General features: G+C 42.3%; 24 protein-coding genes. All 24 read left to right on the top strand.

Going from position 1 to position 22,573, the window contains the following annotated elements:
• The first annotated feature begins 117 nt into the window (after positions 1–117).
• Positions 118–1,311, top strand: a complete 1,194-nt coding sequence (locus ACE1TI_RS12145; protein ID WP_375007840.1) for a DUF4097 family beta strand repeat-containing protein — start codon at positions 118–120, stop codon at positions 1,309–1,311.
• A 13-nt stretch (positions 1,312–1,324) separates the two neighbouring features.
• Positions 1,325–1,525, top strand: coding sequence for a PspC domain-containing protein (locus ACE1TI_RS12140; protein WP_375007839.1), 201 nt, complete (start codon positions 1,325–1,327; stop codon positions 1,523–1,525).
• Complete coding sequence (locus tag ACE1TI_RS12135; RefSeq protein ID WP_375007838.1) at positions 1,525–1,881, top strand: phage holin family protein; 357 nt, start codon at positions 1,525–1,527, stop codon at positions 1,879–1,881. The genes ACE1TI_RS12140 and ACE1TI_RS12135 overlap by 1 nt, the downstream gene beginning before the upstream one ends.
• A gap of 384 nt (positions 1,882–2,265) precedes the next feature.
• The gene (gene hprK, locus ACE1TI_RS12130; RefSeq protein WP_375007837.1) at positions 2,266–3,201 is read left to right on the top strand and encodes an HPr(Ser) kinase/phosphatase; all 936 of its coding nucleotides are present in this window, start codon (positions 2,266–2,268) and stop codon (positions 3,199–3,201) included.
• A gap of 24 nt (positions 3,202–3,225) precedes the next feature.
• Positions 3,226–4,110 (top strand): prolipoprotein diacylglyceryl transferase, encoded by an 885-nt coding sequence (gene lgt, locus ACE1TI_RS12125; RefSeq protein WP_375007836.1) that lies wholly within the window; start codon positions 3,226–3,228, stop codon positions 4,108–4,110.
• 33 nt (positions 4,111–4,143) lie between these two features.
• Positions 4,144–5,094, top strand: coding sequence for a nucleoside recognition domain-containing protein (locus ACE1TI_RS12120; protein ID WP_375007834.1), 951 nt, complete (start codon positions 4,144–4,146; stop codon positions 5,092–5,094).
• Positions 5,084–5,731, top strand: coding sequence for a pyrophosphatase PpaX (gene ppaX, locus ACE1TI_RS12115; RefSeq protein ID WP_375007833.1), 648 nt, complete (start codon positions 5,084–5,086; stop codon positions 5,729–5,731). Before ACE1TI_RS12120 ends, ppaX begins: the two co-directional genes overlap by 11 nt.
• Entirely contained in the window at positions 5,728–6,237 is a 510-nt protein-coding gene (locus ACE1TI_RS12110) for an acyltransferase (RefSeq protein WP_375007831.1), read from the top strand. The genes ppaX and ACE1TI_RS12110 overlap by 4 nt, the downstream gene beginning before the upstream one ends.
• A 229-nt stretch (positions 6,238–6,466) precedes the next feature.
• Complete coding sequence (locus ACE1TI_RS12105; RefSeq protein ID WP_375007830.1) at positions 6,467–8,581, top strand: glycoside hydrolase family 97 protein; 2,115 nt, start codon at positions 6,467–6,469, stop codon at positions 8,579–8,581.
• A gap of 15 nt (positions 8,582–8,596) precedes the next feature.
• Positions 8,597–9,598 (top strand): COG1470 family protein, encoded by a 1,002-nt coding sequence (locus tag ACE1TI_RS12100; RefSeq protein ID WP_375007829.1) that lies wholly within the window; start codon positions 8,597–8,599, stop codon positions 9,596–9,598.
• 300 nt (positions 9,599–9,898) lie between these two features.
• Positions 9,899–11,086 (top strand): ATP phosphoribosyltransferase regulatory subunit, encoded by a 1,188-nt coding sequence (locus tag ACE1TI_RS12095; RefSeq protein WP_375007828.1) that lies wholly within the window; start codon positions 9,899–9,901, stop codon positions 11,084–11,086.
• Complete coding sequence (gene hisG / locus ACE1TI_RS12090; protein ID WP_375007827.1) at positions 11,079–11,717, top strand: ATP phosphoribosyltransferase; 639 nt, start codon at positions 11,079–11,081, stop codon at positions 11,715–11,717. The genes ACE1TI_RS12095 and hisG overlap by 8 nt, the downstream gene beginning before the upstream one ends.
• The gene (hisD, locus tag ACE1TI_RS12085; protein ID WP_375007826.1) at positions 11,714–12,988 is read left to right on the top strand and encodes a histidinol dehydrogenase; all 1,275 of its coding nucleotides are present in this window, start codon (positions 11,714–11,716) and stop codon (positions 12,986–12,988) included. The genes hisG and hisD overlap by 4 nt, the downstream gene beginning before the upstream one ends.
• Entirely contained in the window at positions 12,988–13,578 is a 591-nt protein-coding gene (gene hisB / locus ACE1TI_RS12080) for an imidazoleglycerol-phosphate dehydratase HisB (protein WP_375007825.1), read from the top strand. Before hisD ends, hisB begins: the two co-directional genes overlap by 1 nt.
• Positions 13,579–13,811: 233 nt before the next feature.
• On the top strand, positions 13,812–14,456 hold the full coding sequence (hisH, locus tag ACE1TI_RS12075) for an imidazole glycerol phosphate synthase subunit HisH (RefSeq protein ID WP_375007824.1): 645 nt from the start codon (positions 13,812–13,814) through the stop codon (positions 14,454–14,456).
• Positions 14,449–15,183 carry a 1-(5-phosphoribosyl)-5-[(5-phosphoribosylamino)methylideneamino]imidazole-4-carboxamide isomerase gene (hisA, locus tag ACE1TI_RS12070; RefSeq protein WP_375007822.1) on the top strand — a complete coding sequence of 245 codons (735 nt, stop codon included), beginning with the start codon at positions 14,449–14,451 and terminating at the stop codon, positions 15,181–15,183. The genes hisH and hisA overlap by 8 nt, the downstream gene beginning before the upstream one ends.
• Positions 15,184–15,942 (top strand): imidazole glycerol phosphate synthase subunit HisF, encoded by a 759-nt coding sequence (gene hisF / locus ACE1TI_RS12065; RefSeq protein ID WP_375007821.1) that lies wholly within the window; start codon positions 15,184–15,186, stop codon positions 15,940–15,942. It abuts the gene before it with no gap.
• Positions 15,939–16,571 (top strand): bifunctional phosphoribosyl-AMP cyclohydrolase/phosphoribosyl-ATP diphosphatase HisIE, encoded by a 633-nt coding sequence (gene hisIE / locus ACE1TI_RS12060; protein WP_375007820.1) that lies wholly within the window; start codon positions 15,939–15,941, stop codon positions 16,569–16,571. Before hisF ends, hisIE begins: the two co-directional genes overlap by 4 nt.
• Before the next feature lie 122 nt (positions 16,572–16,693).
• A complete protein-coding gene (locus ACE1TI_RS12055) occupies positions 16,694–17,749 on the top strand; it encodes a tetratricopeptide repeat protein (protein ID WP_375007818.1) in 1,056 nt (351 codons plus the stop codon).
• A 150-nt stretch (positions 17,750–17,899) separates the two neighbouring features.
• Positions 17,900–18,844, top strand: a complete 945-nt coding sequence (gene trxB, locus ACE1TI_RS12050) for a thioredoxin-disulfide reductase (protein WP_375007817.1) — start codon at positions 17,900–17,902, stop codon at positions 18,842–18,844.
• Positions 18,845–19,212: 368 nt separating this feature from the next.
• Positions 19,213–19,683, top strand: coding sequence for an NUDIX hydrolase (locus tag ACE1TI_RS12045; RefSeq protein ID WP_375007816.1), 471 nt, complete (start codon positions 19,213–19,215; stop codon positions 19,681–19,683).
• Between the two features lie 26 nt (positions 19,684–19,709).
• Entirely contained in the window at positions 19,710–20,603 is an 894-nt protein-coding gene (rapZ, locus tag ACE1TI_RS12040) for an RNase adapter RapZ (RefSeq protein ID WP_375007815.1), read from the top strand.
• Complete coding sequence (locus ACE1TI_RS12035; RefSeq protein WP_375007814.1) at positions 20,596–21,540, top strand: gluconeogenesis factor YvcK family protein; 945 nt, start codon at positions 20,596–20,598, stop codon at positions 21,538–21,540. The genes rapZ and ACE1TI_RS12035 overlap by 8 nt, the downstream gene beginning before the upstream one ends.
• A gap of 66 nt (positions 21,541–21,606) precedes the next feature.
• The gene (gene whiA / locus ACE1TI_RS12030) at positions 21,607–22,569 is read left to right on the top strand and encodes a DNA-binding protein WhiA (protein ID WP_375007813.1); all 963 of its coding nucleotides are present in this window, start codon (positions 21,607–21,609) and stop codon (positions 22,567–22,569) included.
• Positions 22,570–22,573 lie beyond the last annotated feature (4 nt).

The raw sequence follows: 22,573 nt of genomic DNA, 5'->3' as shown, positions 1-22,573 counted from the left end.
ATTATAAGTTAACAAAGCCTGCGTTAAGCCTTGTACTTGGCGGAAGTCTTATTTGAGACCAGTTTTGTCTATATTAACTTGGCATGATCCAAGTTTTGAAAAAGGAAGGGATGAACGATGGAAGAAGAACGCAAGCTAATTTTAAAGATGGTAGAAGAAGAAAAAATTTCACCGGAAGACGGCGCAAAATTACTAAAAGCGCTGAACCAGGAAAATAAAACAGAAAATGCAGACGCTGCCTCTGTTACCGGTACACAAAAACAACCGGAGACACGCACCTCGGAAGAAAAAAGCGATCCGGGTGTTACTGGCCCAGAGTCGTCGAACAGTCTTTCAACGAAGGTGAACTGGGAAGAAGGAAATAAGCGGTTTGAAGATTGGGAGAAAGAAAAACGGAAAAAAGCAGATGCTACGACAAGCTTTACCGATTTCATCGACAGCGCCATTCAAAAAATCAAAGAATTGGATCTCGATTTTAATTTCGGAACGTATCAAAACGTCCATCATATTTTTCAACATAAAAATATGGAACAAACGGCGCTGGATATTTCTTTGGAAAACGGTTCTATTGAATTAAAGCCGTGGAATGAAAATGATGTAAAAATGGATTGCCAGGCCAGAGTTTATAAAGGAAAAAATCAAGAAGAAGCCCGACAGGAGTTTTTAAACGAAACGGCTTTTGAAGTGGATGGAAATCTGCTCAGCTTTTATACGAGAACCAAATCTATCAAAGTGAATGCCGTAATGTATCTGCCGCGCAAAACGTATGAACGCGTGCAGCTCTACACGTTTAATGGCCATTTGAAAGGGGAACTAATAAAAGCGGACAGCTTTTCAGGAAAAGCTGTAAACGGAAGTTTAACCATCGAAGCCCCGGATCATATGAAATTCAGCGGGGAAACTGTAAATGGTCCAATTAAAATAAGCCGAGGAAAACTTGATATTGCTGATATTAAAACCATGAATGGAACGATTGAATTAGATACCGACATCCGTGATTTAGAAGCAGAATCGGTTAATGGTACGATTGATAGTAAGCTTTCTATCAGCCAAGATGCACGAGCCAATCTTTCTGCCACTACTGGAAGTATTTTCATTACTATCCCTGAGCATATTCGCACTGAAGGTCAGCTGAGAACCAATGTAGGAAACTATAATTATTCGTTAAGCGATATGGAAATTACAGAAGAGAAAAAAGATTTTATCCAGAAATCATTACGGTTTACTTCGAACCATGCAGCATCTCCGCGTTTACGTTTAGATGCAAGCACGAAAACAGGATCCATTTCAATAAAACCGAAACATGTCTGAGGAGGAAAAGAAAATGAAAAAATTACATCGCAGCCAGCATAACCGCATGCTTGCAGGGGTATGCGGAGGAATTGCTAATTATTTTAATGTAGATCCAACGTTAATCCGTATCGTAACTGTATTATTAGCTATTATTACTTGGGGCCTTCCTGTACCGATCGCTTACATTGTCTTAGCTATTATTATGCCGAATGAAGGAGATATGGTCGAGTAATGGGCTGTATTGTTCCGTTTATTGTAAACGCGGTAACGCTTATGGTAGTGGCAGGTTTTTTCAGCGGGTTTGAACTCCAGGGGATCGGCGCAGCCGTGTTGGCTAGTATTATTTTGACTGTTATTAACATGCTGATCCGTCCGCTCTTAGTAGTGCTCACTCTTCCAATTACTGTGTTTACACTCGGATTTTTTATCTTCATTATTAATGCGGCCTTATTAATGCTCACTGCTGGGTTAATGGGAGATGCCTTTGAAATTTCAGGATTTGGCATGGCGCTATTGGCTGCCATTATTATTGCCATATTAAATGTGTTCATTAATAATTTTATCGTTGATCCTCTGCGAAGAAAGTAACGGATCGACGCAAGGTACGTGGAAGGTTATCTGTGTTCCGTTAACTTGTTTGAAGGTTTTTCGGCCCCCGCGTTCCATCATAAGAATTTTAGCAACCTCTGTCTGTGAAAGTCCTTTATAAAAAAAGAATTACATCAGAACCTCAGAAATACCGAATTCTATGTACGTTTCACGTACTGTGTGAACGGAACATCTTCGTCTCAAATGCTGTCTCTTCATATATGAGGCAGCTTTTTTAGGTTTTCCTAAACTCTCCAATCAAAGCTTCTCTCGAAATTTCCACATTCTGAAGAAATCATGCTACAATGAAAAAAGTGCACAAAATACTGAGTATTCCAACCGGGCAAACAGCCTGATTGTGGAAATGGTTGGAGGGTTGAAAAAATGGCAAAAGTAACGGCAAATGATTTAGTCAAACGTTTTAACCTTGAAGTACTGTCTGGGGAAGATGGGGTTCACCGAGCGATAACCACAAGTGATATCTCCCGGCCGGGTATAGAAATGGCTGGTTTTTTTACCTATTATCCAGCTAAACGTCTGCAGCTGTTCGGACGTACCGAGTTATCTTTTTTTCAGCAGTTAAGTGATGATGAAAAAAAAGAACGTATGGAAAAATTATGTACATATGACACACCGGGAATTATCATTTCCCGCGGGTTAGCTGCACCACCGGAACTTATAGAAAGTGCAGAAAAAACTGGAGTGCCTATTTTACGTTCTGATGTAACTACCACCCGTTTGAGCAGTCAGCTTACTAATTTTCTTGAAGCTCAACTGGCTAAAGCGACCGCTGTACATGGGGTCCTCGTGGACATTTATGGCATAGGTGTTCTATTGACAGGGGCGAGCGGTGTCGGTAAAAGTGAGACAGCTTTGGATTTGGTCCGACGTGGCCATCGGCTTGTCGCAGATGATTCGGTTGAAATTCGTCAGCAGCATGGAGACACGCTTGTCGGACGGCCGCCTGAATTGATTCAGCACCTTCTTGAAATTCGAGGGTTGGGCATCATTGATGTCATGACACTGTTTGGGGCGGGAGCGGTTCGCCCGTTCAAACGGATTGCCCTTACCATTCACTTAGAATTATGGGATGAAACGAAAGCGTATGATCGGTTAGGGATAGAAGAGGAAAAATTAAAAATCATTGATACGGAAATTCCGAAATACACTATTCCTGTGCGTCCCGGCCGGAATCTTGCTGTTATTGTGGAGGTAGCGGCAATGAATTTCCGTTTGAAACGTATGGGTATTAATACCGCACAGCAGTTTTCTGATCGTCTTACCGATGTGATTGAAGACGGAGACCGGGAAGAATTTTAGGATAAGATTGGAGAGAAAGCTGTTATGTTATATTCAATACAGCCTATTGACAGAGTTGCGTTTGAAATAGGGCCACTCACCGTCTATTGGTACGGCATAATTATCGGTTTAGGTGCTTTTCTCGGCTTTATTATTGCGAACCGGGAAGCGGACAAGCGAGGAATGCCGAAAGATATTTTTGCAGATTTGCTCATTTTCGCCATACCTATTTCTATCCTTTGCGCAAGGCTTTATTACGTGATTTTTAGATGGGAGTATTATTCTCAGTTCCCAAGGGAAATTCTCGCCATTTGGCAAGGCGGTCTGGCTATCCATGGTGGATTGATTGGAGCTGTTTTAACTACGTATGTTTTTGCTCAAAAAAAAGGAATTTCGTTTTGGAAGCTGCTAGATATAGCGGCTCCAAGTATCATTCTCGGTCAGGCAATTGGCCGCTGGGGCAACTTTATGAATCAGGAAGCACACGGCGGTCCGGTGTCCCGGGGATTTCTGGAAAGCTTGCAGCTCCCTGAATTCATTATTAATCAAATGTTCATTGATGGGACCTATTACCATCCTACGTTTTTATATGAATCGATATGGAATCTGTTGGGTTTTGCACTTTTGATGTATCTACGCCGCGTTAATTTACGCCGCGGAGAGCTGTTTTTAAGTTATATTATTTGGTATTCTATCGGCCGTTTCTTTGTGGAAGGCATGCGCACAGACAGCTTAATGATAGGTGACATGCTGAGAGCTGCTCAAGTACTGTCTTTACTGCTGGTCGTTGGCGCCATTGCGTTGTGGATATATCGCCGAAAAATGGGCCTTGTTCATGCGCATTACTTAGATGAAGATGGAGGCGGGCTTCCGCCAAACAAACAAAGAAAGATCCACCACAATAAAAAGACAGGTAAAAAAAAGAGATAAAATAATTAAGAGTATGAAAAGGGCGGGGATGAGATGGATACGCTGAAAAAAGGGCTTAAAGTAGGTCTGCAAACGACCTGGACCCTGGGGAAAATTATTTTTCCGGTAACATTAATAGTCACCGTGCTGGGTTATACTCCTTTTCTTGATTGGCTGGCGGGACTGCTTGCACCGCTCATGGGATGGATTGGTCTGCCTGGAGAGGCCGCCATTCCTCTTGTACTTGGAAATGTACTGAACTTATACGCAGCTATCGGGGCTATATTATCGATGGATCTAGCTGTAAAAGAAGTATTTATTTTAGCAGTGATGCTTTCTTTTTCCCATAATTTATTCGTAGAATCAGCTGTTGCGGTAAAAGTAGGCGTGCGTATGTCTGTGGTGCTTGCCGTACGCCTTGGGCTTGCTTTCTTTTCCGCTTTGATGATCCATTGGCTGTGGCAGGGAGGTTCAAGTCAGGCTCAATACGGATTTGTATCACAGGATGCCCAGGCCGCAGTGAGCGGCTGGGAAGGTGTGTTATGGGAAGGTATATCAAGTGCATTTATGGGCGTGCTCCAGATCGCACTGGTGGTCATTCCGATTATGGTATTTATTCAAATAATGAAAGACTTAAATTGGCTGCAGGTATTTTCAAAATGGATGTCTCCGTTTACAAAAATGCTTGGCATTCGGGAAAATACGTCTACTACACTCGCATCTGGTATCGTTTTTGGCCTGGCTTTTGGAGCTGGGGTTATGATTCAAGCGATAAAAGAAGATAATGTTAAGAAAAAGGATTTATATCTTGTATTTATATTTCTTGTGGCCTGTCATGCTGTTATAGAAGATACACTTATTTTTATCCCGCTTGGCATTCCGGTTATTCCATTATTAATTATCCGGCTTGTAACGGCTGTTCTTTTAACGATGCTGATCGCTTATATCTGGAACAAATCGGAAAAAAGTGAATACGCCCGTAAGGAGGCAACCTATGACTATTAATACCGTCTTGTTTGATTTTGATGGAACGCTTGTAAACACAAATGAACTGATTATCGCATCTTTTCAGCACGCCCTGGACAGCTATGCACCCGGGCGTTACACGAGGGAAGATATTGTCTGTTATATCGGACTTCCTCTAACAGAAAGCTTTCGAAAAATTGACCCGGACCGGGCAGAGGAACTTATTGAAATTTATCAAAAACATAACCTTGCCCATCATGATGAGCTGATTGAAGAATATGAAGGAGTAAAAGAAACCATTCAAGAGCTTCATAAGCAAGGATTTAAGCTCGCTATTGTGACGACGAAAAGAAAACATACCGCAAAGCTCGGACTCGAAGTTTCTGGCCTGCTCCCTTATTTTTCTTCTGTTGTTACATTTAATGATGTGGATAAGGTGAAACCAGATTCAGAACCGTTGGATAAAGCGATGAAGGAATTGGGATCACGCCCTGAGGAAACGATGATGGTTGGTGACAGTCAGTATGATATTCTCGGCGGAAAAAATGCCGGCGTGAGAACAGCCGGAGTCGCATGGACGATAAAAGGGGAAGATTACCTCCGGACATTCGAACCGGATATTATGTTAAATAAAATGCCCGATCTGCTTGATCACCTTGGAGTGAAGACAACATGAGACGGATGGAGCGGTTTCCGGTTGACTCCGCCAATTCGCTCTGGCACATTTACAAAACAGTACCTTTCTGGAAAGTAGTGAAAAACTTTATTATTATTCACATGGCGCGCTACACCCCGTTTTTGCCATTAAAAAACTGGCTGTACCGAACTTTTTTAAGAATGAAGGTAGGGGAAACCACCGCGTTTGCGCTGATGGTGATGCCAGATATTATGTTTCCTGAAAAAATCAGTGTTGGTCGAAATAGCGTCATTGGCTACAATACAACGATTCTTGCGCATGAATATTTAATCAAAGAGTACCGCATCGGCAGGGTAGAAATAGGTGATGATGTCTTAATTGGGGCAAATACCACTATTCTGCCCGGTGTAACGATTGGCAGCAGAGCCGTTGTCGCTGCAGGCTCCGTTGTGCATAAGGACGTGGCTCCGGGCAGTTTTGTAGGAGGCAATCCGCTGCGGGTCATTCGAGAACTAGATAATAAAGACGATTCCTTCCCGACGTAGAGGGCTCTCTCTGCATCGGGATCTTTTAGTTGAAAATAATGTAACGGATGTTTTGTTTAAGCAAACACCTCCCCTAAAAATAATGCTAATATTCCAAAAATATTGAAGATAATTAATGATTTCTTTTATCTCCTATCATGATAGAATTTTTAATGAAAGCGCTGACTTTAATCCAAATAAAGGAGATGTTATTAGGTTATTTCAAAAATCATAAAGTAAGGAGGAAAAAATGATTATAAAAAAGAGCATCACACTGTTTTTTGCATTTGCTTTAGTAATGCTTTTGGTCTCAACCGTATGGGCTGATTCTTCCGAACGTTCAGGGAGGAATAATAAATTAAAAACATCTGTTAGCTCACCTGATGGGAAGGTGAACCTTGAATTTGATCTCACTGAGAAAGGTGAGCCTCAATATCGACTATCTTTTGAATACACTACTCTTATAGAACCTTCATCATTAGGGTTCGAATTTAAAGAACAGGCCCCTTTAGACAGAAGTTTCAAAGTGGTGGATACATCTATCGAAAATTATAATGACCATTGGGAACCCGTATGGGGAGAAAAAGATAAAATTAAAAACCATTATAAACAACTAATGGTTTATTTACAGGAAAAAGACGCTCCTCATCGGAAAATGAACCTGGAATTTCGGGTTTATAACGATGGTGTAGGATTTAGATACGTTCTACCAGAGCAGGAGAACCTAGATAAAAACCTACAAATCACTTCTGAAAATACTGAATTTAAATTTTCAAGTGATAATACGTCCTGGTGGATCCCTAATGACTGGAATAGTTATGAATATAACTATACGGAAACTCCATTAAGTGAAGTAGAGGAGGTAAGCACTCCTTTCACAATGAAAACTCCCGAGGGGATACATCTTTCCGTTCATGAGGCAGCATTAATTGATTACGCGGAGATGGCCCTTAAAGCTGAAGAAGAAGAAAATACGTTTAAGAGTTACCTAGCTCCATGGCCGAATAGTGATGTGAAAGTGAAGAAAGACGAGTTTCCTATCGAAACGCCATGGAGAACGATCCAAATTGGAGAAGACGCCGGAGATCTTGTTGAATCGGATCTGATTCTGAATTTAAACGAACCAAATGCACTAGAGGATACGTCATGGATTAACCCGATGAAATATGTAGGCATTTGGTGGGAAATGCACATCGATAAATCAACATGGGAATCTGGCCCCGATCACGGCGCCTCAACAGAAAATGCGAAAGATTATATCGATTTTGCACATGAATACTTGGATAGTGAAAATCAAGAAATTGGCCTATTAGTAGAAGGATGGAATACAGGATGGGATGGAAATTGGACAGAAAATGGTGCTTTATTTAGCTTCACAGAATCTTATCCTGACTTTGACCTAGAAGAAGTTGTAAACTACGGGAAAGAACACGGCGTCGAATATATCATGCATAATGAAACAAGCGGAGACATCATAAACTACGAAGAACAAATGGATGAAGCGTACAGGCTATATGAAGATTTAGGCATTCACGCCATTAAGAATGGGTATGTAGCAGATGACGGTATTAAAAACCCGGAAGGTCACAACCACCATGGTCAGTATATGGTGAATCATTATTTGGAAGCCGTAAAGAAAGCAGCAGACCATAAAATAATGATTAATACCCATGAACCAATTAAAGACACAGGGCTTTATCGTACGTATCCGAACTGGATGAGCCGTGAAGGAGTCATGGGGATGGAGTATAATGCCTGGAGTGAAGGCAGTCCTCCAGATCATTTAACGATTCTTCCATTCACGAGAATGCTAGCTGGTCCGATAGATTATACCCCTGGTATCTTTGACGTTGAAATTGAAAATAAGCCTGATAATCGCGTTCATACAACGCGCGCCCACCAAATTGCTCAATATGTTAACATTACTAGCGGCGTACAGATGGTTACGGATTTACCAGAAAACTATAAAGATGAAGATGGAAACATTCTGCCAGAGTTTAAGTTCATAAAAGATGTACCCGTAACCTGGGATGACATTATGGTCCCTAATAGTGAAATAGGAGATTATATTACTGTGGTCCGTCGCAGCGGGGAAGAATGGTATATTGCAAGTACCACAGACGAAGAAGTGCGCGACTTGGATGTAGAACTAGATTTCTTAGACAACGGTCAAAGATATGTAGCTGAAATTTATTCCGATGGGCCAGAAACAGATTGGGAGACAAACCCTACTCCTGTTTCTATTGATAAAGTTATTGTTGATTCTAAGGATACACTGGTAGCTTCACTAGCAGCTGGTGGAGGCCAAGCAGTCAGGCTCTATCCTGCAGCGAAAGAAGAAGTCAAGGAACTGCCCGGATATTAAGCCCCGAAAGCGGAGATGTCTTATACGGAAGTTCCAGATACAATTCAATCCAATGATACCTTCGAGGTTAAAGTAAATGTTAAAAATGAAGGTGATGTAACCGTTGGAAAAAAATTAGAGCTTCAAATTGATGGACAAACCACAGCAGCAGAAAATGTTAGAGTCGGTCCAGGGGATACAAAAGAAGTCAGCTTAAGTTATGATAAGTTATTTGAAACAGGTGACTATGAAGTAAGTATTAACGATCTCAATAGTAAAACTATTACGGTAACAGAAAAAAAACCAACTTTTGAATACAGCGACCTGGAGGTTACACCAGCCGATCAGGCAATCTCAGCGACAGCTACGGTAACGAACTACGGAACCTATGAAGGAACAGCACACGTACCGTTATCTATTAATGGGGAAACAGTTGATAGTAAACAAGTTGAGGTTTCTGCAGAAGCCGGAGGGGGCAGCAAAGAAGTCACCTTTACGTATCAAACTCCTGATGAAGCTGGCGTTTATGAAACAACAATCGGAGACCTAGAAGAACAATTAGCTGCATTGCCAGCCATCGACCTTTCAGGAACCTGGTTATTTAAAAAAGGAGATGATTCACGCTGGAAAGATGTCGACTTTGATGACAGCGAATGGCAGGAAGTAATACTTCCATCTAGTTGGGAAGATCACTCTGATTACACGGAAGATTATGTTTACGGTTGGTACCGGAAAACGATTGATATTCCTGCAGAGTGGGAAGGGTATTCCCTTAAAGTAAAGCTTGGAAAAATTGATGATGTAGATGCGACCTATTTTAACGGAGAAAAAATTGCTCAATCTGGAGAATTTCCAACCGGTGAAGGCGAAGATGGTATGCTTTCAGCCTGGGATTGGGAACGGGAATATGAGATTCCCGCAGATGCTATTGAGTTTGGCCAGGAAAACGTTATAAGCATCCGGGTTTTTGACGCTTCTGGCGGAGGCGGACTGTATGAAGGTCCTCTTGATCCTATTGAAGTAGTGAAGAAACAATAGAACCTTTTGAAAGTCTCCTTCCTTATTGCTGTATAATGGGGAAGGAGACTTTTTTACATATATGCTAATCTTAAAAAAAATATAAATCACAGAGAAGCATTCTGTTTAAAAGGTTATATATTACTGCTTCTTATGCTTGATTTATGAAACTATTGACGGGGAGGAGGAACCCGTGTAAACTACACGGTATATTCTTTATCTCATTAGTACATTAGCATACTAAAGTAAAGTTGTATATTTAATAATAAACATAATTGATCAATGGTATGTGGAAAGCAGTACGAAAGGAGCATTTACGTCATGAGTAAACCCTTTATGTTTGAAAAACCAGTAGGGATGAGAGACACCTTGCCATCCTATTATCAAACGAAAAATAAAGTAAGAGAATGCATGGAAAAAGAAATAGACAGCTGGGGGTATCTTCCTATTGAGACCCCTGCTTTGGAATATTACGACACTGTTGGTACTGCTTCAGCGATTTTGGATCAGCAGCTTTTCAAACTACTAGATCAGCAAGGAAATACGCTCGTCCTGCGTCCAGATATGACAGCGCCAATTGCCCGGGTCGCAGCGTCAAGTCTAAAGGATCAAGCTTTTCCTCTCCGTCTTTCTTATCACAGTCCATTATTTAGAGCACAGCAAAGAGAGGGCGGCCGGCCGGCTGAATTCGAACAAATGGGAGTGGAGCTTGTTGGAGACGGAACGGCAAGCGCAGACGGTGAAGTGATTGCATTGATGGCCGCTGCATTAAGAAAAGCGGGGCTGCAGGATTTTCAAATAGCAATCGGTCATATCGGCTATGTAAATGCTCTACTTCTTGATGTGGTAGGAAGTGAAGAAAGAGCGAATACACTGCGCCGGTATTTATATGAAAAAAATTATGTCGGATTTAAACAGCACGTGAAGAGCCTTCCACTATCCTCTATTGACGAAAGACGTTTATTAGGATTGCTGAAACTAAGAGGCGGAGAGGAAAAGTTAAACGAGGCGGAAGAGCTTGTCCAAAATGAAGAAGCAGCAAAAGCAATCAATGACCTGCGTCAGCTGTGGGATGTCCTGGAAGGATACGGTGTCAGCGAGCATATTAAGCTCGATTTGAACCTGGTGATGCATATGAGCTATTACACGGGAGTGGTTTTTGAAGGATATGGCAGCAAGCTTGGATTCCCATTATCAAGCGGAGGCCGTTATGATGAACTCCTTCAAAAATTTAACCGTCCTGGCCAGGCCACCGGTTTTGGTATCCGCCTGGATCTGCTGGTTGAAGCGCTTGGTGATACGGAAGAATTGCCTCAGCAGACATGTATCCTTTTTAGTAAAGAACGCAGAAAAGAAGCGATCCAAGAAGCAGCGCAGCTTCGCGAAAGCGGGCATAAGGTTGTACTGCAAGACTTGCAAGGGGTCGAGAACGTAGATGAATTGAGCGAAGCCTTTAGAGATGTACAATATTTTATAGGAAAGAAGCAAGGAGGCGGCAGCAATGAGTGAACCGTTGACATTAGCGATGCCTAAGGGACGAATTTTTGAAGAAGCAGCATATCTTCTTCGAGAAGCAGATTTTCCGCTTCCGCCGGAATTTGATGACTCTCGTAAATTAATTGTAGATGCGCCGGAAGCCGATCTTCGTTTTATTTTAGCCAAACCGATGGACGTACCCACCTATGTAGAGCACGGAGTGGCAGACTTAGGAGTAGCTGGGAAAGATACGATGATCGAAGAAGAGCGCGACGTCTATGAAGTTCTTGATCTGAACATTAGCGAATGCTACCTTGCTGTTGCCGGTCTGCCTGGTTACGAAAAAACGGATATCAATCCGAAGGTAGCTTCTAAATACCCGAACCTCGCCACACAATATTTTAAAGAACAAGGTGAACAAGTAGAAATCATTAAACTGAACGGGTCGATCGAGCTCGCACCACTTGTCGGACTGGCTGATCGAATAGTGGACATTGTATCTACCGGCCGTACATTAAGAGAAAACGGTCTGGTAGAGTTAGAAACGATCGTTCCGATTACATCAAGATTGATTGTTAACCCGGTCAGCTACCGCATGAAAGATGCCCGCATTGATGATTTGGTTGAACGTCTTGCAAGAGTGGTAGAGGAGGATGAAGCGTGAAAATTATAGAGCTTACAGAGGATGTCAGCCTGACTCGAGACATTGAAACAGGGACCGAAAAGCAGCGGAAATCCGTCGGAGCCATTATTAATCAGGTTCGTCAAAACGGAGACAGTGCACTGAAAGATCTAACTGAAATGTATGACGGCGTCCGTCTGGAAAATCTTTTTGTTACCGAAAAAGAAATGAAAGAAGCGTATGACGATATCAACGAGCAAACATTGAAAGCATTGCGCCGGGCTATAAAAAACATACGTTCTTTCCACGAACGCCAAACTCGACAGTCATGGGTGACAACAAATGAAGACGGCACGATGCTCGGCCAAAAAATTACGCCGTTGGATTCAGCCGGCGTTTATGTTCCAGGAGGCAAGGCTGCTTACCCTTCTACAATTATGATGAATGTGATTCCAGCACAGGTAGCCGGTGTTAGAAACATCATCATGACATCCCCGCCGGATAAAGAAGGCAAGCTTGCTCCGGCAGTTCTTGTGACAGCAGCAGAACTTGGAGTAACTTCCATCTTAAAAGCTGGAGGAGCTCAGGCAGTCGCAGCGCTTACTTATGGAACAGAATCCGTTCCAGCTGTCGATAAAATTACAGGTCCAGGCAACATTTTTGTCGCTCTTGCTAAACGGGAAGTGTTTGGTCAAGTCGATATTGATATGATTGCCGGTCCGAGTGAAATTGTCGTGCTTGCTGATGACACGGCTCGTCCCGATTATACGGCGGCAGACCTTTTGTCTCAAGCGGAACATGATGAAATGTCCTCTGCAGTATTAGTGACGACGTCAAAAGAGTTAGCAGAAAACGTACAAACAGAAATAGAAAAACAGCTTGCCGACCTGCCAAGAAAAGAAATTGCATCTGCTTCTATTAATGACCACGGTGCAATTTATACAGCAGCTACACTTGATGAAGCGGTGGACGCCGTGAACCAGCTCGCTCCCGAGCATTTAGAAATCATGACGGGAAACCCTAACGAACTGTTAGGTAAAATTCGCCACGCGGGAGCTATTTTTCTCGGTCCGTTAAGCGCTGAACCGGTCGGAGATTATTTTGCCGGCCCGAATCATGTACTTCCAACCAATGGAACAGCCCGTTTTTCAAGTCCTTTAAATGTAGATGATTTCACGAAAAAATCAAGCATTATTTCATACAGCCAAACAGCATTTGAGCGGGATGCAGAAAATATAGCAGCCATTGCTAGATTGGAAGGATTAGAAGGCCACGCCCGCTCTATAGAGGTTCGGAAAAAGGGGGAAAACTAATGGCAGAACGTACAAGCGCTGTTGAAAGAAACACCGGAGAAACGCAGATTCGTTTAGAAATGAATATTGATGGAGAAGGACAAAGCAATATTTCAACCGGTGTCCCTTTCATGACGCATATGCTCGATTTATTTACCAAACACGGACATTTTGATGTAACGATTGACGCCAAAGGGGATACCGAAGTAGATGATCATCATACGACCGAGGATATCGGGATTTGCCTTGGCCAGGTTTTTAAAGAAGCTCTCGGTGACAAAAAAGGAATACGCCGCTATGGAAATGCGTTTGTTCCGATGGATGAAACGTTGGCGCAAGTAGTAGTAGACTTAAGCAACCGCCCCCATCTTGAATACTGTGCAGAATTGCCAAGTCAAAAAGTCGGAACGTTTGATACAGAACTAGTACATGAATTTTTGTGGAAGTTTGCGCTTGAAGCCCGCATGAATCTTCATGTGATTGTTCATTATGGCCATAACACACATCACATTATTGAAGCGGTCTTTAAAGCAATGGCGCGTGCTCTTGATGAGGCGACGCAAATAGACGAGCGCGTAAAAGGTGTGCCTTCTAGCAAGGGAATGCTGTAAAGTAGCGACGAGGAGGTAAAGTGCTGAACCAAGGCGGAGAAGAGCTGAATTGAGTGAGCGAAGAGCTGAAATCGTTGGGAGCAGAGCTAAATAAGGAAAGCAAAGCACTGAATGTATCAGATAGATGCTGAAACTTCTCACCGAAGCGCAGTCCCACCTCCTGATCACTTAAACACACGGCTAAAAACGGAAGCCGGACCAGAAAAAACAATAAAGAAAGGAATGAGTTGGGCATGATCGGAATTATCGACTACGGCATGGGAAATCTGCACAGTGTCAGCAAAGCACTAGAACGGCTCGACCTTTCTTATTTCTTATCCGAAGAACCAGAAGAGCTTGAAAAAGCAGATGGATTGATTTTACCGGGGGTAGGTTCCTTTCGGGATGCAATGACACTTCTTAAAGAAAAGCAGCAAGAAGAATTTATTAAAACGTGGGCAGCCGATGGAAAACCGCTTCTTGGCATATGTCTTGGCATGCAGTTATTATTTGAAGGCAGTGAAGAAAACGGCGATACCGAGGGACTTGGATTTCTGCCGGGCTATGCGAAACAATTTTCCGGGAAAAGTGAAGCAGGTGAGGCGTACAAAGTACCGCATATGGGCTGGAATAAACTAAACTTTCAGCAGCCGAATCATGACATGCTGTATGATACAGAGGAAGGCCATGTATATTTCGTTCACTCCTATATAATTGAAACCCAGGATAAAGACGTGCTCGTTGCGACAAGCGATTACTATCAAGAAGTGCCTGCCGTTGTTGGGAGGGGACTCGTAATGGGGACCCAGTTCCATCCGGAAAAAAGCAGCTGCCTCGGCATGAAAATGCTAGAAAACTTCGGAAAAATTGTGGCAGAAGGGAGCCGAACCTATGAGTGAGTTTAACATTTATCCAGCCATCGATATCCGCGGCGGGAAATGTGTCCGGCTGCTGCAAGGAGATTATGATAAAGAAACGGTTTATGGAGACTCACCAGTAGATATGGCCGCGCGCTTTGAAAAAGCCGGGGCTTCCTGGATACATATGGTCGATTTAGATGGAGCAAAAGAAAAAAAGCGTGTAAATGATGAGTTTGTTGTAAAAGCCGCTAAAGAACTAACCGCTAAAATTCAGGTAGGCGGAGGGATCCGAACGGCCGAAGACGTGGCGTATTATCTTGAGAACGGTGTCGATCGTGTAATTTTAGGAAGTGTCGCTGTTCAGCACCCTGATTTTGCTAAAGAAATGCTTGCTAAATATAAAGAAAAAATTGCAATCGGCCTTGATGCAAGAGAAGGTTATGTGGCGGTAAACGGATGGCTGGAAACGTCTGAAGTTACAGCTGTAGAGCTTGGTCAGAAAATGGCAGAGTACGGAGCGGAAACATTTATTTTTACGGATATTGCAAAAGACGGCATGCTATCTGGTCCTAACGTCGAAGCCATTTCACAACTGGCAAAAGCAACGGGGAAAAAAGTAATCGCCTCTGGAGGAGTCAGCAAGCTTGACGACTTAAAAGAGCTGGCCTTTTACCGAAATGAGGGCGTAGCAGGAGCGATTGTAGGTAAAGCGATTTATACGGAAAAAGTAGATCTCGAACAAGCGCTCACGGAGGTGGATCAATAAATGCTTACAAAGCGAATCATCCCATGTCTAGATGTAAAAGAGGGCCGAGTCGTGAAAGGAGTCCAGTTCGTTGACCTTCGTGATGCTGGGGACCCGGTAGAGCTTGCTGCTTTTTATGATGAGCAAGGTGCTGATGAACTTGTATTTCTTGATATTTCAGCCTCTCATGAAGGACGCAAGACGATGGTCGAGGTAGTAAAAGAAGTGGCGGGTACCCTTGCCATTCCATTTACTGTAGGTGGTGGCATCAATTCTTTAGATGACATGCGTACTATTTTACGGGCAGGGGCAGATAAAGTGTCTCTGAACACAGCCGCTGTTAAGCGCCCGGAACTTATTACGGAAGGCTCTGATTATTTCGGTTCACAATGTATTGTGGTTGCGATTGATGCAAAATATGAAGAAGAGCTCGGCTCTTGGAGAATATATACCCACGGCGGACGAACCCCTACTGATTGGGAAGTATCTGACTGGGCTAAAGAAGTAGTCCGCCGGGGCGCCGGAGAAATTCTTTTAACAAGCATGGATCAGGACGGGGCTAAAACGGGATTTGACCTGGCCCTTACGGATAAAGTAAATGAAGCAGTTACGGTTCCGATTATTGCTTCCGGAGGAGCAGGAGCAAAAGAACACTTTGTTGATGTATTTGAAGACGCAGAAGCAGATGCTGCTTTAGCAGCTTCCATTTTTCATTACAAAGAAACGTCTGTCGAGGAAGTGAAAGCATACTTGCGTGAGAAAGGGGTACGGGTCCGATGAACATAGAAGAGCTGACATTCGATGAAAAAGGCTTGATTCCTGCGATTGTTCAGGATGCTGTTAGTAAAGAAGTACTGACTCTCGCTTATATGAACAAAGAATCTGTTCAAAAAACATTAGAGACAAAAGAGACCTGGTTTTACAGCCGCTCGAGACAGGAGCTTTGGCATAAAGGAGAAACATCAGGAAATACCCAGCATGTAACCGATATCCACTATGATTGTGATCAGGACGCCCTGGTTGTGAAAGTCACACCGAATGGCCCTGCGTGCCATAAAGGCAAATACAGCTGTTTCAGCCAATCTCTTCTTGAAAAAGATCCAGATTCTACTAGCGGACGTTTTGCTATTTTAAACCAGCTCGAGCAAACCATTGCTGAAAGAGAAGCGGAAATGCCTGAAGGGGCATATACCACTTATTTGTTTACCGAAGGTGTCGACAAAATTTTAAAGAAAGTCGGCGAAGAAGCAAGTGAAGTAATTATTGCTTCAAAAAATCGAGACGCTGAAGAACTGAAATGGGAAAGTGCCGATCTGCTGTATCACCTATTTGTTCTGCTTCGTGAACAAAAGATGCCCCTTGATGAAGTACTAGGTGTGCTCGATGAACGACACGGCAGTAAGAAGTAATCATCTGTTTAAGCTGTTCAAAAAGGGGGAAATTCCCTTGATGAACAGCTTTTTTTCCTTTCTAAGTGATGATATACTAGGCATATTGCAACGGTGCTCCTAATGGAGAGGGGAAGGAAGTAATGAAAATTCAAGATGATCAAAAACAGGGACAAGTGATTCCTTTTATACAAAACGGGGAATACTTTTTTAAACGGGGCGTCACGGCTTATCAAAAAAAGGAGCTGACACGCGCCGTTAAATATTTACGGCGGGCGATTGAATTAAACCCGGATCAGGGTGTTTTCCGGTGCCAGCTGGCAGCCATTTATGCCGACATGGCTGAGTACGAAAAATCAAATGAATTGCTGCTCTATGTGCTCGATAAACTAGATGAAACCTTGTATGAGTGCTACTTTTTCCTGGCCAACAATTATGCTTATCAAGGGCTGTTCGACCGGGCAAAAGATACAGCAAGACTTTATTTGCGGTTTGCCCCGGAAGGTGATTTTTCCGCTGACGCTGAGGACTTACTTGAGCTTTTGAAGTTCGAAGACGAAGAGGCAGAACAGGAAGAAGAGTTTTCTAAGACCGGAGATGAACTAATCATAACCTATGAAAAAGCTGTACGTATGATAGAAGAAGAAAGATATTATGAGGCGGAAACGCTTCTTGAGAATATAATTACTGATTATCCGTCATACTGGCCTGCGCAAAGTCAGCTGGCACGAGTTCTTCACTTAAAAGGCCAGACAGAAGAGGCGTTAGCTTATATAAAAGAATTGTTAGAAGAAAATTCATATTTGCCAGCCGTTTGTCAGTTAGCTATTTTATATAAAGAAATGGGACGAGAAAAAAAAGCTGCCGAAACAGCGGAAATGTTAAAGAGAACGGTGCCGATGGATAAAGATCATTTGCAGAGGATCGCTTCCACGTTATGCAGGTTAAGAGAATATGAAGATGCATACTATTTTTTCCGGATGTTAGCTCAGCGCTTTTCTCCAGAAGATGAAAACTTCTATTTTCAATACGGTGTAGCTTCTTATCAAACCAACCGTTATAATCAAGCCGAAAAATGGTGGAAACAAGCAGAAATAAGGAACCATCAGGGAGCTTCTATACTATTAGAAAAGATGCAGCATGGGCTGCTGACAGCCAGCGATGTTCATCATGAATCTTATCAATACCACCAAATGTAGCACTATTTTTTCACTATACTATTTCATTCAAGCAGAATATTGGACTTATTCGCCGGACTTATTTACGATAAGGCATGAATAATACAAATCAAAATGTATCGCTAAAGCTTTACAGGGGATATTATGGATATGAAAGAGGAGTGAATCACCATGTCAGAAGAAAAAATTTATGATGTTATCATTGCTGGTGCCGGCCCAGCAGGTATGACAGCAGCTGTTTACACGTCCCGCGCTGAAATGGATACGCTTATGCTTGAACGCGGCGTACCAGGCGGACAAATGGCCAACACAGAAGATGTAGAGAACTATCCAGGGTTCGATCATATTCTTGGTCCGGACCTTTCTAATAAAATGTTTGAACACGCAAGAAAATTTGGTGCAGAGTACGCTTACGGTGATGTGAAAGAAATCGTAGACGGAAAAGAATATAAAATCGTCAAAGCGGGCGGCAAAGAATACAAAACCCGTTCCGTTATAGTAGCAACCGGAGCAGAATACAAGCAGCTTGGAGTGCCGGGTGAAAAAGAGTTAGGCGGACGCGGTGTTTCATATTGTGCGGTTTGTGATGGAGCTTTCTTTAGAGATAAAGAGATTGTTGTCGTTGGCGGAGGAGATTCAGCTGTGGAAGAAGCGGTTTACCTGACTCGTTTTGCTTCAAAAGTCACAGTAGTACACCGCCGCGATCAGCTCCGTGCACAAAAGATCCTGCAGCAGCGCGCATTTGTAAATGATAAGATTGAGTTTAAATGGGACACTGTTGTAAAAGAAATCAATGAAAACAACGGAAAAGTTGGGAGTGTCACACTCACTGACTTGAAATCCGGAGAAGATTATGAGTTTGAAACAGAGGGTGTCTTTATCTATATCGGGATGCTTCCTTTAAATGATGCAGTAAAAGGATTGGACATTCTAAACGAAGAGGGCTACGTTGTAACCAATGAAGAAATGGAAACAAAAATCCCTGGAATTTTTGCAGCTGGAGATCTTCGTGAAAAATCACTTCGTCAAATAGTTACAGCTACGGGTGACGGTTCCCTGGCAGCTCAAACTGCCCAGCATTATGTCGAAGAATTAAAAAATGCTGTTGAAGCGTAATGCGACGAAAATTGTTCATTTTAAATCGTTTTTAACGATTTTGTAACAAACATGAAATAAAAAAAGAGTAAAATTAATTTAGTAATTGACCCCCTTTTTATATATCCTGGTGCAGCACAGGCAGAGGCCTGTGCTCTTTTTTTGCATGGTTAAGTATAAAAATTTTTTGATGAACAGGATAAGTAAAATTTTGGCATTCAGCTACTGGACGCACTTATGCCGCCGGTGCCACAGGACATAGCGCCTTTAGGGACCTTTAAAACACGCTGATCCGAACTTCTCTAATTATTTTACGAACAAATGTGAAAAAATTGAGCAAAACCCCTCACAAATAGTATACTAATAAGAGTAAATGTGAGGTGATGAACATGCAGCGTGTCACAAATTGTGTGTTAACCCATAATGACCAACTACTTATGCTCCAAAAGCCCAGCAAAAATTGGTGGGTGGCACCTGGTGGAAAAATGGAACCAGGAGAATCTGTCCGTGATTCTGTTGTCCGTGAATTTTGGGAAGAGACAGGAATCACGGTGAAAAATCCAGTTATACGCGGTATTTTCACTTTTTTAATCATAGAAAATGATAAAGTAATTTCAGAATGGATGATGTTTACGTTTCAGGCCGAAAAGTGGGAAGGAAACCTGCTGAAAGAATCTCCAGAGGGACATCTTTCCTGGCAGCCAAAAGAAAAAGTAAACACATTATCTATGGCAGAAGGAGACCAGCGGATTTTACAGCACATTTTAGAAGACAGCGGTGTATTGTATGGCACCTTCCGTTATACTCCAACCTACCAATTAATATCCTGCGAACTGCAAAGTGAAGAAACATTCGAATAAGATAGAGAGAAGGGAAGGATGCAGTCATGGGTCAGCCAAATGAAGATATTCAGGTAGTAATCATTACCGGAATGTCAGGGGCTGGTAAAACAGTAGCCATGCAAAGCTTTGAGGATTTAGGGTATTATTGTGTCGATAATCTACCTCCAGCATTAATTCCCACATTTATCGAATTAATCGAAAACTCCGGCGGTAAAATGAATAAAGTAGCATTAGTTATTGATCTGCGGGGCCGTGAGTTTTTTGATCATTTGTTTGAAGCTGTTGATCAATTACGGCTGCAGTCCAATTTGAGCACTCATATATTATTTTTAGACGCTAAAGATAATATACTTGTACAGCGGTATAAAGAAACACGCCGTTCTCATCCGCTGGCTGCTGAAGAAGCGCCTCTTGAAGGTATTCAGCACGAAAGAGAGATACTAGAGGATTTAAAAGGAAGAGCCCGGCAAATTATTGATACGAGTGATTTAAAACCGAAACAGCTGCGCGAACGCATTATCCAATATTTTTCAGGACCTGAAAAAGACGCTTTTTCTGTCAATGTTATGTCCTTTGGTTTTAAATATGGTCTTCCTATCGATGCTGATCTCGTGTTTGATGTACGCTTTTTGCCAAATCCTCATTATATTGACCACCTTCAGCCGAAGACCGGTCTAGAAGAGGAAGTTTCTTCGTATGTGTTAAAATGGTCAGAGACAAAGGAATTTATAAAAAAACTGATTGATATGCTCGAGTATATGCTTCCTCAATATAAACGGGAAGGAAAAAGCCAGCTTATTATAGCCATTGGCTGCACAGGAGGAAAACACCGTTCGGTGACCCTCGCTGAGTATATAGGCGATTATTTTGCCGGGGACTATGCGACGCATAAAAGTCACCGGGATTTAGAGAAAGGAAAGAAATACAATCGTGGATAAGCCTAACATCGTAGTCATCGGCGGGGGAACAGGGCTTTCCGTACTGTTGCGGGGACTAAAAACCTTTTCGGTTGATATTACAGCTATCGTAACCGTTGCTGATGATGGTGGCAGTTCAGGAAGGCTTCGTAAAGAATTTAATATTCCTCCCCCAGGGGATGTCCGTAACGTTTTAGTAGCTCTTGCTGAAGTAGAACCGATGATTGAACAATTATTTCAGCATCGCTTTGAAAATGGAAACGGTTTAACCGGACATTCGTTAGGAAACTTGCTACTTGCCGGCATGACTTCCATTACCGGTGATTTTGCCAGAGGAATAAGTGAATTGAGTACAGTGCTGAATGTGCGGGGAAAAGTATTCCCGGCCGCTAATCAAAGCATAGAACTGCATGCAGAAATGCTGGACGGCACCTTTGTTAAAGGAGAGTCAAGCATACCGAAGTCAGGAAAGCGAATTAAAAGAGTATTTTTGTCACCATCTACGGTTCAGCCTCTTCCTGAGAGTCTTGAAGCAATTCAAAAAGCAGATCTGATTGTTTTAGGTCCGGGTAGTCTTTATACAAGTGTTATTCCAAATCTGCTTGTGCCAGGCATTACGGATGCTATACGGGAAGCAGCAGCGAGAAAAGTTTATATATGCAACGGCATGACGCAAGCAGGAGAGACGGACCATTTCTCAGCAGCTGATCATGTAGAAGCCATTTATCATCACACTGGCAAAGGAGTTATAGATACAGTGCTAGTGAATAATGGGGACATACCAGAGCAAATTATTAAACGATATGCAGAGGAAGACGCTGTACCTGTTCTATGTGATGAAAACAGAATAGGAAAACTGGGATTGAGAGTTATTAAAGATGAGTTTATGCAATTTAAAGATAATCTTTTACGCCACAATGCTGTAAAAGTATCGCAATCTTTATTAACTGAACTTTAAATATTGGTTAGGGAAGGCCGCTTCTGTAAAGATACGGCCCGAAAGAGTAAAGGGCGGTGAGCCAACATGTCATCCTTTGCGGCTATGACAAAAAAAGAATTAACTCAGCTTGAAACAGATGATTGCTGTGCAAAAGCTGAACTTGCTGCATTAATAAGAATGAATGGCTCTATTTCTTTTGGAAACAAAGAAATGCTTTTAGACGTTTCTACAGAAAATGCAGCGATAGCAAGACGTATTTATATGTTGATCAAAAAAGTGTACAAAGGAACCGTTGTGGAATTAATGGTAAGAAAAAAGATGCGGCTGAAAAAAAACAACGTTTATTTAGTCCGTATCTCAGAAGATGCACGGGAGCTTTTAAGTGATTTAAGCATTATGGAAGATGGATACCGTTTTATCCGGTCAATATCATCCGACATAATCAAAATGAATTGCTGCAAACGCGCATATTTACGAGGCGCTTTTTTGGCAGGAGGATCCGTGAATCACCCCGAAACGTCTTCTTACCATTTAGAAATTTTCTCGTTTTATGAAGAACATAATAAAGCATTACGTGACTTATTAAATGAATTTCACCTTCCTTCTAAAAGTTTAGAAAGAAAAAAAGGATTCATCTTGTACATTAAAGAAAGTGAAAAAATAACAGAGTTTCTAAACGTGGTAGGTGCTCATCAGGCGCTGCTTTATTTTGAAGATGTCCGCATAATGAAAGATATGAGAAACTCCGTCAACCGGCTGGTTAATTGTGAAACCGCCAACTTAAACAAAACAGTTGGTGCTGCATTAAGACAGGTAGAAAATATTCAGCTCGTTGATAATGAAATCGGACTTCAAAATTTGCCAGAGAAAGTAAGAGAAATTGCAGAGCTTCGAGTAAAACATCAAGATGTCACCTTAAAAGAATTGGGAGAAATGGTCCCTAACGGCCCGGTTAGTAAGTCAGGGGTAAATCACCGCCTACGAAAAATTGATCAATTAGCAGAAAAAATTCGAAAAGGTGAGACGGTACAGCTTGAAAAAACGTAAGTAT

It is taken from the genome of Alteribacillus sp. JSM 102045, assembly GCF_041949975.1.
GTDB lineage: Bacteria > Bacillota > Bacilli > Bacillales > Marinococcaceae > Alteribacillus.
This window is presented reverse-complemented; position numbering and strand designations above follow the sequence as displayed.

Bases quoted from the DNA above. Each gene is read 5' to 3' on its own strand.
- ACE1TI_RS12105 (WP_375007830.1), top strand. From the start codon at position 6,467: ATGATTATAAAAAAGAGCATCACACTGTTTTTTGCATTTGCTTTAGTA.
- ACE1TI_RS12145 (WP_375007840.1), top strand. From the start codon at position 118: ATGGAAGAAGAACGCAAGCTAATTTTAAAGATGGTAGAAGAAGAAAAA.
- ACE1TI_RS12095 (WP_375007828.1), top strand. From the start codon at position 9,899: ATGAGTAAACCCTTTATGTTTGAAAAACCAGTAGGGATGAGAGACACC.
- hisIE (WP_375007820.1), top strand. From the start codon at position 15,939: ATGAACATAGAAGAGCTGACATTCGATGAAAAAGGCTTGATTCCTGCG.
- hisH (WP_375007824.1), top strand. From the start codon at position 13,812: ATGATCGGAATTATCGACTACGGCATGGGAAATCTGCACAGTGTCAGC.
- hisB (WP_375007825.1), top strand. From the start codon at position 12,988: ATGGCAGAACGTACAAGCGCTGTTGAAAGAAACACCGGAGAAACGCAG.
- ACE1TI_RS12100 (WP_375007829.1), top strand. From the start codon at position 8,597: ATGTCTTATACGGAAGTTCCAGATACAATTCAATCCAATGATACCTTC.
- ACE1TI_RS12135 (WP_375007838.1), top strand. From the start codon at position 1,525: ATGGGCTGTATTGTTCCGTTTATTGTAAACGCGGTAACGCTTATGGTA.
- trxB (WP_375007817.1), top strand. From the start codon at position 17,900: ATGTCAGAAGAAAAAATTTATGATGTTATCATTGCTGGTGCCGGCCCA.
- lgt (WP_375007836.1), top strand. From the start codon at position 3,226: ATGTTATATTCAATACAGCCTATTGACAGAGTTGCGTTTGAAATAGGG.
- ppaX (WP_375007833.1), top strand. From the start codon at position 5,084: ATGACTATTAATACCGTCTTGTTTGATTTTGATGGAACGCTTGTAAAC.
- hisF (WP_375007821.1), top strand. From the start codon at position 15,184: ATGCTTACAAAGCGAATCATCCCATGTCTAGATGTAAAAGAGGGCCGA.
- ACE1TI_RS12110 (WP_375007831.1), top strand. From the start codon at position 5,728: ATGAGACGGATGGAGCGGTTTCCGGTTGACTCCGCCAATTCGCTCTGG.
- whiA (WP_375007813.1), top strand. From the start codon at position 21,607: ATGTCATCCTTTGCGGCTATGACAAAAAAAGAATTAACTCAGCTTGAA.
- ACE1TI_RS12055 (WP_375007818.1), top strand. From the start codon at position 16,694: ATGAAAATTCAAGATGATCAAAAACAGGGACAAGTGATTCCTTTTATA.
- hprK (WP_375007837.1), top strand. From the start codon at position 2,266: ATGGCAAAAGTAACGGCAAATGATTTAGTCAAACGTTTTAACCTTGAA.
- rapZ (WP_375007815.1), top strand. From the start codon at position 19,710: ATGGGTCAGCCAAATGAAGATATTCAGGTAGTAATCATTACCGGAATG.
- ACE1TI_RS12140 (WP_375007839.1), top strand. From the start codon at position 1,325: ATGAAAAAATTACATCGCAGCCAGCATAACCGCATGCTTGCAGGGGTA.
- hisG (WP_375007827.1), top strand. From the start codon at position 11,079: ATGAGTGAACCGTTGACATTAGCGATGCCTAAGGGACGAATTTTTGAA.
- hisA (WP_375007822.1), top strand. From the start codon at position 14,449: ATGAGTGAGTTTAACATTTATCCAGCCATCGATATCCGCGGCGGGAAA.
- ACE1TI_RS12045 (WP_375007816.1), top strand. From the start codon at position 19,213: ATGCAGCGTGTCACAAATTGTGTGTTAACCCATAATGACCAACTACTT.
- ACE1TI_RS12120 (WP_375007834.1), top strand. From the start codon at position 4,144: ATGGATACGCTGAAAAAAGGGCTTAAAGTAGGTCTGCAAACGACCTGG.